Genomic DNA, 11,859 nt, shown 5'->3' on the forward strand with positions numbered 1-11,859 from the left:
CTTGACGATGTTACCGATCAGTACCCACGGTCGGGACAACGTAACTTATCGGTCAGTCATATGAAGCTTTCCCTCCCCCGAAACAAGGGAACACAACGCCCGCACGTCTTCGTGCTGGTGGTCGGGCTCACCTTTCTCTCGCTGCTGGTATCCGCCGGTGTCCGGGCCACGCCCGGCGTGCTGATGATGCCGTTGCAGGACGCTTTGGGCTGGAGCCGCAGCAGCATTTCCGTCTCCGCCGCCGTGGGGATATTCCTGTACGGGCTCGTCGGGCCTTTCTCCGCCGCCCTCATGCAGAAGTTCGGCATCCGCCGCATGCTGATTGGTGCGCTGCTGCTGATCGGTCTATCGACGCTCATGTCACTGGGCATGACGCAGCCTTGGCAGTTCTTTCTGACCTGGGGCGTGCTGACCGGTTTTGGCACGGGTGCGGTGGCGATGGTGCTGGGCGCCACGGTGGTGAACCGCTGGTTCGTGGCCAGGCGCGGCACGATCATGGGGCTGCTGGCCGCCAGCACGGCAACAGGTTCACTGCTTTTCCTGCCGGGCCTTGCGGCACTTGCCCATCATTTCGGATGGCGGGCACCTGTCATGGCCGTTGCCGCAACCACCCTGATACTGGTGCCCCTTGTGGCCCTTTTCCTGCCAGAGCACCCTGAGGATCGTGGACTGGTGCCACATGGGGCAGAACCGGATCATGAACCGCTGCGGTATACGGACCAGAACCCTTTACGCACGGCCATAACGGCCCTGCTGGCGGCCGCGCGCAAACGAGACTTCTGGTTTCTGTTCGCGACCTTCTTTGTGTGTGGCTTCACCACGAACGGGCTGATCGGCACGCACTTCATCGCAATCTGCGCTGACCATGGCATCGGGGAAGTTCCGGCGGCAGGATACCTGGCCATGATGGGAATGTTCGATCTTGTCGGCACCACGCTGTCCGGCTGGCTGACAGACCGGCTGGATGCGCGCTGGCTGCTGTTTTCCTATTACGGACTGCGGGGGCTGTCGCTGATTGCGCTACCCTTCATCGATTTTTCTCCTGAAAGCCTGATGATCTTCGGGATATTCTACGGCCTCGACTGGATCGCAACGGTTCCGCCAACCCTGCGTCTGTCCAACATGGCATTTGGGGAACGCTCTGCCCCGATCGTGTTCGGCTGGATCATGTTCGGGCACCAGATTGGGGCTGCCTGTGCCGCCTCCCTCGCAGGCATGCTGCGACAGGCGCAGGGAAGCTATCAGGACATGCTTGTCCTGGCGGGCGTTGCTGGAGTAATCGCCGCGTTTCTTGCCGTAAGCATTGGCAAGGGTCGTGTCTTGCAGAAAACAGTGGTCTGATCGAATCATTAAAGGATATTGCATGTTTTTTGGAGGAACCGGATGCCGCTGCCCATCCACGCGCGGCGTAGCCTGAGGACAGCATGGTTCGAACCGCGTGATCTGATTTATGGATCAGGTCTTCCTTCCAACACGTTTCAGGCTTGATCGAACGACAAGGACATGAAACGGCTTAATCAAGGCCAGATAAAGACGACCCAGATTATTGTGGCAATGAACGACGGTGGTGACGAGTACCTCGAAATCGCTTCTGTTAACTGGCATTCGGAGCAGGATCGAAATCTTGAAATCAAGGTGCCGGTCATTTTCACCAAGTACAAGCTCATTGGCATTACGTGCAAGAACCGGGAAAAAATCGATGGATTTATTTCCCTCCGCCCGCGCCTTACATCGGAGTTCATCCGTTGTTTTTAAACCGAAGCGAGCGACTATATTGTCGCGTATTGCCAGAAGGCCACGAACCCACCAGACAGGACGATCAAAAATGATACGCGCTATAAGGTCTATGTCGTAGGGCACATCATTATGAGGTGTTATGCTAAAGGAGTCGACAAGGTCGGCGTCCTTGAATGCGCTGGCAATACTGCTTTCTGCAGGCAAAGTGGCCAACTGCACAGTATTGCCCGCACCATTCGATATCAGATGCGACGGATGATGTTTTTTCATCTCTCTTCACTAGAAGAACATTCTGGGTATGAAACGTGATGACTTCATCCGGGTCCAGCAATTATCCGGACCTACCGAACTGACTGCCTTATGCTGATCCCAACAGGCTTTTATCAAACAATGCCTGAAACTGTACGAATGGCCCTAGCGCTACCACCTGACGATCAAGCAGATGTTCCTGAATCATCGGCAAGCGATCAAGTTCGGAGTGGAGAGCGGCTTCATCAGCCACTTCGTAGATCAGCGTGACGACAGGCGGGTTTGGCGAGAAATAGAACTCGCGGAGCACGCCATTATTATAAGACTCCCAGACCGCCTTGATCTCCGCAACCATGTGCGGTGCGATGTCTTCCACTTTCTTGCCGGCAGCCGGCGTCAGTAAGACCAGGTATTTCATCTCTCTCTCCATTTTAAGTAAAACTTAATATGTGGCGGATGAGGATGTTCTTGAAGCTAAGTAGCGTTCATGTCAGTGTTGACTGCATGTCCACACCGTCGCTGTCTCCGGGCCTTCTTCAGCTTTTGTGGTTCGTGCGCATCGTTGAAGCAGGCTCATTCGCAGAGGCTGCTCGCCGCGCGGGCGTTACAACTTCAGCCATGTCAAAGGCCCTGACCCGGTTTGAACAAAAGCATGGTGTTCGTCTGCTACACCGCACGACGCATGCCCTCTCGCTGACGGATGAAGGTGACCGCCTGTTTGGCCAGGGTCGTCATCTGCTGGACAGTCTGGAGCAGATTGAAACGTCACTCGCTGAATTGGGAAACCAGAGTGCCTTCGGGCGTGTCCGGATCACCGCTCCAACAGCCTTTGCGCGCGCCTGTATCATGCCCGAACTCCCTGCGTTCCTGCATGCGCATCCGGAAATCAATATCGAGATCCAACTCGGGGACGAAATGGCGGACCTCGCCACACGTGGCATAGATCTTGCTATCCGCTCCGGTAGTCTCGTCGGTCTGCCCGGCCATATCTCTCGCAAACTATACTCATTCCCCTGGATAGCATGTGCCACCCCCGAATATCTTCGGCTTCATGGCGTGCCAGAAACACCGGCAGACCTGGCAGGACACAGGCAGATCGGCTTCAGGAACAAGGGGACAGGCCAGATCGACAACTGGCGCTTCGTGTCACCGGTGGACGGAAAGGCCATACGTCATGTTCCCCGGCCCAAGCATGTCTTCGACGATGGTGAGGCCGCCTGGAGCATCGTTCGCGCCGGGTTCGGCATCGGATGGGCACCTGCGTGGCTGGGTCTTGATGATCTTCGCAGTGGCCATGTCGTCGAGATATTAAAGGACTGGCGGATCGCCGAGGCGCCTCTTTCTGCCGTACGTCTGGAGAAACGCCATACGCCTGCGCGCACGCAAATCGTTATGGACTTCCTTGCCGCCCTGCCTTCGACCTGGCAGATTTAAAAGTGCGGGCGGCCACCGTCCGCCTGCCAGGTGTCGTCAAACAAACGGGCGACCATGAGCGCGGGATTTTCGCTTCGGGCCTATACCGGTTCCCCAAGATGTTCCCGCATCCATTGAGTTTCCTCGCTGGGGCTGCGGCGGAAATGGCGCCTGAAGTCCCGGCTGAACTGGGCGGGGCTAGCATAGCCGACTTCGGCGGCAATCGCAGCAATCGATCCCTTACGCCGCGCGATCATCAGCCTGGCTTCGTGCAACCGCAGGGCCTTGATGTACTGGATCGGGGTATTCCCGGTAAGGGACTTAAAGCCGGCGTGATAGGAAGGAACGCTCATACCGACCGTTGCCGCAAGCTCCGGTACCGACAATCCTTCATTGTAGCGTTCGCGGATCAGCGACAGGCTCTGCACGATCCTGCCTGTCGTGCCGTTGCGACGCAGCGCCACCATCAGCGAGCCTCCCTGAGGACCGATCAGGACGCGATAATGCAACTCACGCAGCAATCCCGGGCCAAGAATGGCGAGTTCCTGCGGATGATGGAGAGCATGAAGCAGACGCTGGAGCACGTCAGCAATGGAGGGCACCATCCGGCTTGAAACCAGACTTCTTGCCTTCTCCCTCTCGTCATGGCCGAGCTGCCCTTCCAGTATGGTCACGATTTCAGCGGCAAGATGCAGGTCAAAATCGAAGTAGATGGCGAGCAGAGGATGCTCGGGACTAGCTTGCGAAGCCATCCGAAAAGGCACGGGGACCGAAACCGCAAGGTAATGGTCGGCGTCATAGCGGTAGACCTCGCCATTGAGGAAGCCCTGCTTGGACCCTTGCAATACGAAGACTGCACCGGGGCGATAAAGGACCGGCACATCTTCAAGAATGGTCTCGGAACGCAGGATGCGGATACAAGGCAAGGGCGTGGCGTTGTAGCCATGTCGCGGTGCGAGCCTGCCTGCCAGCGCGAGGAGCGGAGACGATGCGGGTTGAGGATTCATAGGATCGAGCAAGATAATCAGAGGAAATGCGATAGAGAACGTATCGATATGATATTATTGGTCAAGGCTTGAATACAATCAAGCAGAGCAGAACCATGCCAGAGCAGACTTTTTTCATCACGGGCGCCAACTCGGGGTTGGGGTTTGCCATTGCCCGAGCCGCCCTTGATGCGGGCCACAGGGTAATCGGGGCAGTCCGGTCAGAAACCGCAAGGGCCTCGTTACTGGAACGACTACCGGATGCCCGCGCGGTCCTTTGTGACGTCACCGCGTTCGACCGCATTCCCGCCATCGTCGCACAGGCAGAAGAAGACCACGGCCCGGTCGATGTGCTCATCAACAATGCCGGCTATGGACATGAATGCGTTCTGGAGGAATCCCCTCTCGAAGAAATGCGCCGCCAGTTCGACGTCAATGTCTTTGGTGCGGTCGCGGTCGCCAAAGCCTTCCTGCCGCGTTTTCGCGAACGCCGCAGAGGGTTCGTCGTGAACGTGACATCAATGGGCGGCCTGATCACGATGCCCGGCATAGCGTATTACTGTGGCAGCAAATTCGCCCTACAGGGGATTTCGGAAGTCATGCGCGCCGAAATGGCGCCCTTCGGCGTTCATGTCACGGCGCTGTGCCCCGGATCATTCCGCACAGACTGGGCCGGACGTTCGATGGTCAGGACCGAGCGCTCGATTGCGGACTATGATGCTCTGTTCGATCCCATCCGGGCTGCTCGACACGAAAAGGACGGCAGGCAGTTGGGCGACCCGGCGAAACTCGCCGCCGCAGTGCTTCAGCTTGTTGCGTCGGACGCGCCCCCACCGCAACTCCTTCTGGGCAGTGACGCCCTGCGTCTGGTTCGTGAACGTATCTTCCGCCTAGAAAGAGAAATTACGGATTGGGAGGACTTGACCCGATCGACGGACGGCTGACGTTTTCGCACGCCACTGTTCGCTGGCGGTGGTCCAGGCCTGACCACGCCCTGCGCCATGTTACCGGGATGGCGGCTGTCACAGGCTGCCGCCCTGCCCTCCGCCGAAACGCTCACCCTTCGGGCCGCGAGCCTGCAATCAGAACATCAACGAGACGTTTTGCACGCGGCTCCCAGCCGGGACCTGTCGCGTAGTTCGAAACGCCACCAAGGGCACACAGCAGGTCTACCGGTTCGATGTCAGGCCTGATGTCACCGCTTTCTATCGCACGGGTGACAAGCCCGCCAATCGCGGCGGTGAGAACGGTGCGGGAATCCGCATAGATCGCGTCCGTTCCGCCAATAAGGCTGTTTAGTGCTGGGGCGATCACCTGCTTGGTCGCGATGTAATCCACAAACAGGTTCAGCCACGCGCGCAGCGCTTCAACGGGCGCATGAGTCTCCGCCAGACGGGTGGCTGCCGCTGCGAGCCTGTTCAGTTCATCACGATAGACCGCCTCGATCAGGGCGTCGCGATTGGCGAAATGACGATACAGCGTGCCAATCCACACGCCGGTACGCCGCGCGATTTCATCCAGGGGAATGTCGATTTCGCCTGATCCAAAGGCAGTCCTGGCCGTTTCCAGCAGGCGTTCGCGATTTTTGCGTCCATCGCTGCGTGGCCTGCGCCGGCGCGTCTGGTCCTCTTTCACGTCTTTCCCTCTTGTTAAACGGATGAATGCTCCGTATATAAATAAGCGGAGCATGCTTCCACATAACTCCCCGGGTGCCCATTCCGCAAGGAATGGCGTTCCCTGCATGCTGGAGGCCTATCATGGCACAGACTATGACACAGCAGTTTGGCGCAACATCCACGACCGAGGATGTCCTGCGCGACGTTTCCCTTTCCGGAAAGCGCGTCCTCGTCACCGGCGTTTCAGCAGGACTGGGCATTGAGACGGCGCGTGCGCTGGCAGCCCACGGGGCCACGGTTGTGGGGGCCGTACGCAACCTTGCGAAGGCGGAACACGCCACCGCACAGGTGCGGCGTGATGAGGAAAAAGGTGGCGGATCGCTTGAACTGCTTGAACTGGACCTCGCGGATCTTGCCAGCGTTCGTGCCGCCACGGACCGCCTGAATGCGGCAGGCAAACCGTTCGATCTGGTCATTGCCAATGCGGGCGTAATGGCGACCCCTTTCGGGCATACGAAGGACTGGTTCGAAACCCAGTTCGGCACCAATCATCTGGGGCATTTCGTGCTGGTCAACCGGATTGCCGGCCTGCTGCGGGCAGGGTCCCTCCTGGTCAATCTTTCCTCCGCCGGGCATCGTTTTTCGGATGTCGATCTTGCCGATCCGAACTTCGAACACACACCGTATGACCCCTGGGTTGCTTACGGCCGGTCAAAGACTGCCAATATCCTGTTCGCGGTTGCTTTCGATGCCCGGCACAAGGCGCAGGGCATACGGGCCACTGCCGTGCATCCCGGCGCGATCATGACGGAACTCGTGCGTTATCTGCCGGAGGGCGCACTGGAAGCAATGGAGGCGCAGATCAACGCGCAGGCGGCTGCCGCAGGCAAGCCGCCATTCGAGTTCAAGACAGTCCCGCAGGGTGCTGCGACCTCGGTCTGGGCTGGCGTCGTTGCTGCCGCCGATGCAGTCGGCGGCCATTATTGCGAGGACTGCCACGTCGCACCGGTCATTCCCAATGACGCACCCAAAGGGCTGCTTGATGAGGGTGTCCGCGCCTATGCCGTCGATCCGGCCCATGCCGAGGCATTGTGGGCAAAAAGCGAGGAAATGGTGGGAGAGCGGTTCGCATCGTAACCGCCGCCTGCATGACAGCCTGATCTGAAGAGGCATCAATGTCCGCCAGATCAGGCCCTCCCCTGTGAATGAACTGACCATTTCCTGCCTGCCGATCCGCTTTGCATTCTTGGTGGATCAGCAGGTTGCGTTTCCTTTGTCATTCTTCAGGTTGTTTTCTTTCCACCTGCAGGACGGCACCAGTATCGACTTCATCAAGCAACAGTTTTGCTTCAGTGATGCCTGCCCTTTGTCCGGGCGTCACTGAAAGAAGTATCGCAGCCGATCCCGGGAACATCGATCTGTACAGGGCAAAGTGGCGCTGCGCTTGATGGTCAGTCGGACGAACGTCCGGATGGGTAAATAATCAATTGAAAGGACAGGCATATGCCTAAAATCTGGTTTGTAACCGGCAGTTCACGTGGTCTTGGCCGCGACATTGTCGAAGCCGCCCTGTCGGCCGGTGATAGCGTCGTTGCAACGGCGCGCAAGCCCGCTGATCTCGATGCGCTGGTCGCTCAATATGGCGAGCGCATATTGCCCCTGCCCCTTGACGTCACCGACGCCAAAGCAGCCCAGGCTGCTGTCCTGCAGGCAAAAGAGCACTTCGGCCATATTGATGTCGTGGTCAATAATGCAGGCTATGCCAATACGGCCTCGGTCGAAGACATGGCGATCGAAGACTTTACCCAGCAGGTCCAGACAAACTTCTTTGGCGTCGTCTATGTCAGCAAGGCTGTTCTTCCCATCCTGCGCGAACAGGGGCACGGCCATATCTTCCAGATAGCTTCTGTCGGCGCGCGTATCACGGTTCCCGGTCTGGGTGCCTATCAGGCCGCCAAATTCGCGGTGCGTGGCTTCTCTCTGGTTCTGGCGCAGGAAATGGCACCGCTCGGCGTCAGGGTCACAACGATCGAACCGGGCGGGATCAGAACTGACTGGGCTGGCTCGTCCATGAAAATCCCGCCAATCAGCGCACCCTATGAACAGACCGTCGGGGCCTTTGCAAAGAGGATACGTGAGGGTTCAGGCCATCAGAGTTCGGACCCCGCCAAGATCGCCAGCCTGATTGTCGGTCTGGCGAACCGGGAGGACGCACCGATGGAACTGCTTGTTGGTGTCGATGCGGTTGAATATGTGAAACGGTCTGACGAAGCCGTGACGGAGAATGACCGTAAGTGGCACGACCTTTCGATCACGACGAAGGCAGACTGATGTATGATGTCTCTCCGGTTAGCAAAAGCTAACGGACGAATAAGTTAGGCCTCAGGAACGTCGGTGCCGGTTTCGATCGCATGGTGAGGCGGGTCGGGACCGGCCTTTTCAAAGTCCGGATCACTGATCGGCAGTTTTGCCCGGGCAAAGCTTCAGCCTGTCAATCAGCCACCGACCCGCACGCCCCGGCGGCTCGGCCGTGGGATAAACGACCGTCATGGGCATATCCACTCCCCCTTGGGAGATGTTGTCGATGCGGAGTTCGACCAGCCGGCCGCTTTCGATATCGGCCTGCACTATGTGCGACGGCATCCCGCCCCAGCCCAGGCCACCAAGAAGAAAATGATGCTTGGCGTAAAGATCCGCGAGCCGCCACGTCAGTGGGGACATGATGCCACGTTCCTTGCCAGCAGACAGATTTGTGCGGTCGGTCAGCACAAGCTGGACGTGGCGGGCCAGTTCTTCCTTGGGAATAACACCGTCAATCTGCGCCAGAGGATGGTCATGGGCTGCCACGATCAGGAAACGGATATCCCCCAGCGCCTCGCTGGACATGGAAGCGGGAACATCGGGCAGAGGACCGGCAATGCCAATACTGGCCCGCCCGTCGAGAAGCGGCTGAAACACGCCGCCAAGGGCTTCGACATACAGCCGCAGGGGCGTGTGCGGAAATGTCTCGCGGAATTTCGCAGCCACGGCCGTAATGCGATCCATCGGGAAGAACACGTCCACCACAACCGACAGTTCGGGTTCCAGTCCCGACGCCATGCCTTTCGCCCGCGCCTTCATGAAGTCCACATTCGCGACCACGCCGCGCGCATCGGCCAGCAGGACCCGGCCAGCGGGCGTCAGTTGCGGGTAACGACCGGACCGGTCGAAGAGCACGATCCCCATCTGCGCCTCAAGTGTTGCGATCATTTCACTGACCGCTGATTGCGACCGGTGCAGCAGCCGGGCCGCCGCCGAGAAGCTGCCTTCATCGCTGGCGGCAATGAAGGTACGCAGTTGATCCAGTGATACGCCGTCCAGCATAGGGTCTTAATCCATCGGTTCTTCCGGTATTATATATCGGAATATAGCGACTTTATAGATGGATAAATCCATGGGACATGCTGGATCATGTTCAGGGCAATCAGAAACCTATTTTCAGGGCGTAACAGAAAAGCCCTGTCCAATTCCTCTGCGGAGACAACCACGATGAAGATCCTGCATATTGATTCCAGTATTCTCGGCAACCATTCGGTCAGCCGCCAGCTTTCGGCAGAAACCGTCGCGCAGCAGAAGGCCGCGCACCCGGACGCCACCGTCACCTATCGGGATCTTGCTGCAAGTCCCATCCCCTATCTGACTGGCGAGCATATGGCGGCATTCCAGGGGGCGCCGGTAACGGACGCTGCACTTGCCGATGATCTGGAGACCGGCAACGGGTATATCGATGACCTTCTGGCGGCTGACATCATCGTCATTGGCGTACCGATGTATAATTTATCTGTTCCCGCCCAGCTCAAATCCTGGATCGACCGCGTGGTCGTGGCGGGCAGGACGTTCCAGTATGGCGCGGCCGGCCCCGAAGGTCTGCTTCCAAAGGGCAAGAAGGCATTCATCATCTCGACGCGCGGCGGGATCTATACCGGGAACAGCCCGGCCGCCGCTCTGGATTATCAGGAGAAGTATCTCGGCACTGTCCTCGCCTTCATCGGCCTGACGAATGTTACCTGGATACGCGCTGAAGGACTGGCGCTGGGGCAGGACGCAAAAGACGCCGCCATTGTGCAGGCCCAGGGCGAAATTGCCGGCCTTCCGGTCTGAAATACCGTTTTATCTCAGAGGAATATGCCCCATGATCAAACGTCATTTCGCCACGTCCGCCTTTATGGCAGCCGTCATATTCGGTGCGGTTTCACAGGCTTCCGCCCAGCAGGTTGCCAGCCCCGACCCATCAGCGGTGAAGGCTGGCACCTACAAGGTCGAGCCCTATCACACGCAGGTCGGCTTCACCCTTTTGCATATGGGCTTCAGCAATTTCTCCGGTTTTTTCACGGGCGCATCCGGTTCGCTCACGATTGATCCCGCCCATCTTTCGGCCACCAGCCTTGATGTAACGATTCCGGTGCAGTCGGTAGACACCACGGTGCCGAAGCTGGATGGCGAACTGAAAAGCGCGCAGTGGTTTGACGCAGACAAGTTTCCCAACGCGACGTTCAGATCGACCCGGGTTGTCCGGACCGGTGCGAACACCGCGAATATCACCGGCAACCTGACCCTGCACGGCGTGACAAAGTCGGTCACGCTCAAAGCCCGCCTGATCGGCAGCGGAACCAACCCGCTCGACAAGATGTTTACCGTAGGCTTTGAAGCGACCGGCACGATTGTCCGTAGCGAGTTTGGCGTGAAGCAGTACGTGCCGCTCGTGAGTGACACCGTGACGCTGACGATCGCCGGCGCGTTCGAGTTGCAGCAGTAAACAGCAATCAGCGCCATGGTCTGTTGAGCGATATACGCGTCTGACGCTCATTCTTCACTGGATTATGGCGTCTGGTATCGCAATTAGTTGCGTGTTAGGCAGCTCCGATTTGAACCTATGAAATCAGTCCATTGATTTATTTGTGTTTTATCGACGCCCCACCATGCGGCCAAACAAAAACCCCACGAACCTTTTGGCTTCGTGGGGTTTTCTATATGTCGTCTGGTTGCGGGGGCAGGATTGGCTCTCAAATTGCGGCAATCGCAAGTTGAGAGCAAAGAGGGCTTAACAGGCTGTTTCGATGAACTTTTTTCTGCCTGCGCCTGATCCATTACTGCAATCAATGAGCTCCTCCCCTCGTAGAATGGAGGATGTATTTATTCGAAGCTGTGCTCGCTTGCGCCTCATCCATAACATTCAGCGACTGGATTTCGATCCTTAGAGCCCGATCCGAAAGTTTTTGAACAATACCAGCCTGTTGTGATTCATCCGTCTTTGCGAAGAGATGGAGTGAATGATGACATGGACTGGTATTGCCCGGCGCGAGTATAGCCGGGAAGGCTTGCGATATCCATCGGACATGACGGACGGGGAGTGGACTTTGATCATGCCATTTGTGCCCCCTGCGAAACGGGGCGGTCGTCCGCGCACGACGGATATGCGCGAGGTGGTCAACGCGATGCTCTACATAGCCTCGGCCGGGTGCGCGTGGCGTCTGCTGCCGAAATGCTTTCCACCGGTCTCGACCGTCAGGCGCTATTTTTACGCCTGGCGTGATACCGGGCTGTTCGAGGTCATGAATACGGTGCTGGTCATGAGCCTGCGCGAGATCGAGGGGCGTGAAGCCTCCCCGAGCGCGGGCGTGATTGACAGCCAGTCGGTGAAAACTACGGAAAGCGGCGGGCTTTCGGGCTATGACGCGGGCAAGAAGGTCAAGGGCCGCAAGCGCCATATCGTGACTGATACCTGCGGCTTCCTGATCTTTCTCCTCGTTCATGCCGCCGACATCCAGGACCGTGATGGGGCCGTTGATGTCCTGGCAGCGATACGCAGGCGCTTTCCC

The 11,859-nt window shown here is 58.1% G+C and carries 14 protein-coding genes; 9 read left to right on the forward strand and 5 right to left on the reverse strand.

Going from position 1 to position 11,859, the window contains the following annotated elements:
* Positions 1-60: 60 nt before the first annotated feature.
* On the forward strand, positions 61-1,341 hold the full coding sequence (locus tag CFR72_RS12155) for an MFS transporter (RefSeq protein ID WP_167400376.1): 1,281 nt from the start codon (positions 61-63) through the stop codon (positions 1,339-1,341).
* 114 nt (positions 1,342-1,455) lie between these two features.
* Here the strand turns inward: CFR72_RS12155 and CFR72_RS12160 are convergent, their stop codons facing one another.
* Both CFR72_RS12160 and CFR72_RS12165 read right to left on the reverse strand, forming a co-directional pair.
* Positions 1,456-2,007 (reverse strand): DUF2867 domain-containing protein, encoded by a 552-nt coding sequence (locus CFR72_RS12160; RefSeq protein ID WP_110914196.1) that lies wholly within the window; start codon positions 2,005-2,007, stop codon positions 1,456-1,458.
* 88 nt (positions 2,008-2,095) lie between these two features.
* Positions 2,096-2,404, reverse strand: coding sequence for a hypothetical protein (locus CFR72_RS12165; RefSeq protein WP_167400377.1), 309 nt, complete (start codon positions 2,402-2,404; stop codon positions 2,096-2,098).
* Positions 2,405-2,454: 50 nt separating this feature from the next.
* Between CFR72_RS12165 and CFR72_RS12170 the strand changes: the two genes are divergently transcribed.
* On the forward strand, positions 2,455-3,420 hold the full coding sequence (locus CFR72_RS12170; protein WP_208630033.1) for a LysR family transcriptional regulator: 966 nt from the start codon (positions 2,455-2,457) through the stop codon (positions 3,418-3,420).
* Between the two features lie 80 nt (positions 3,421-3,500).
* On the opposite strand, the gene CFR72_RS12175 is transcribed toward CFR72_RS12170, so the two are convergent.
* A complete protein-coding gene (locus CFR72_RS12175) occupies positions 3,501-4,406 on the reverse strand; it encodes an AraC family transcriptional regulator (protein ID WP_110914198.1) in 906 nt (301 codons plus the stop codon).
* Positions 4,407-4,474: 68 nt separating this feature from the next.
* Here CFR72_RS12175 and CFR72_RS12180 point away from each other — a divergent pair, with 68 nt between their 5' ends.
* Positions 4,475-5,329, forward strand: coding sequence for an oxidoreductase (locus tag CFR72_RS12180; protein WP_244182285.1), 855 nt, complete (start codon positions 4,475-4,477; stop codon positions 5,327-5,329).
* A gap of 112 nt (positions 5,330-5,441) precedes the next feature.
* On the opposite strand, the gene CFR72_RS12185 is transcribed toward CFR72_RS12180, so the two are convergent.
* Positions 5,442-6,020 (reverse strand): TetR/AcrR family transcriptional regulator, encoded by a 579-nt coding sequence (locus tag CFR72_RS12185; RefSeq protein ID WP_244182286.1) that lies wholly within the window; start codon positions 6,018-6,020, stop codon positions 5,442-5,444.
* A 134-nt stretch (positions 6,021-6,154) separates the two neighbouring features.
* Between CFR72_RS12185 and CFR72_RS12190 the strand changes: the two genes are divergently transcribed.
* The 3 genes from CFR72_RS12190 (at position 6,155) to CFR72_RS12200 (ending at position 8,332) form a co-directional block, all read left to right on the forward strand.
* Positions 6,155-7,138, forward strand: coding sequence for an SDR family NAD(P)-dependent oxidoreductase (locus CFR72_RS12190; protein WP_110914201.1), 984 nt, complete (start codon positions 6,155-6,157; stop codon positions 7,136-7,138).
* A gap of 64 nt (positions 7,139-7,202) precedes the next feature.
* Positions 7,203-7,385, forward strand: a complete 183-nt coding sequence (locus CFR72_RS12195; RefSeq protein ID WP_110914202.1) for a hypothetical protein — start codon at positions 7,203-7,205, stop codon at positions 7,383-7,385.
* A 119-nt stretch (positions 7,386-7,504) separates the two neighbouring features.
* Complete coding sequence (locus CFR72_RS12200; RefSeq protein ID WP_110914203.1) at positions 7,505-8,332, forward strand: SDR family NAD(P)-dependent oxidoreductase; 828 nt, start codon at positions 7,505-7,507, stop codon at positions 8,330-8,332.
* Between the two features lie 120 nt (positions 8,333-8,452).
* Here CFR72_RS12200 and CFR72_RS12205 read toward each other — a convergent pair whose 3' ends face one another.
* Positions 8,453-9,364: a LysR family transcriptional regulator gene (locus tag CFR72_RS12205; RefSeq protein ID WP_110914204.1), complete on the reverse strand. Its 912-nt coding sequence runs from the start codon at positions 9,362-9,364 to the stop codon at positions 8,453-8,455.
* 165 nt (positions 9,365-9,529) lie between these two features.
* On the opposite strand from CFR72_RS12205, the gene CFR72_RS12210 reads away from it, so the two are divergent.
* The 3 genes from CFR72_RS12210 to CFR72_RS12220 form a co-directional block, all read left to right on the forward strand.
* Complete coding sequence (locus tag CFR72_RS12210; protein WP_208630034.1) at positions 9,530-10,141, forward strand: FMN-dependent NADH-azoreductase; 612 nt, start codon at positions 9,530-9,532, stop codon at positions 10,139-10,141.
* A 31-nt stretch (positions 10,142-10,172) separates the two neighbouring features.
* Positions 10,173-10,796, forward strand: coding sequence for a YceI family protein (locus tag CFR72_RS12215; protein ID WP_244182287.1), 624 nt, complete (start codon positions 10,173-10,175; stop codon positions 10,794-10,796).
* Positions 10,797-11,310: 514 nt separating this feature from the next.
* On the forward strand, positions 11,311-11,859 hold a 549-nt coding region (locus CFR72_RS12220; RefSeq protein WP_110914211.1), incomplete at its 3' end, for an IS5 family transposase.

Source organism: Gluconacetobacter entanii (assembly GCF_003206495.1).
Lineage (GTDB): Bacteria > Pseudomonadota > Alphaproteobacteria > Acetobacterales > Acetobacteraceae > Novacetimonas > Novacetimonas entanii.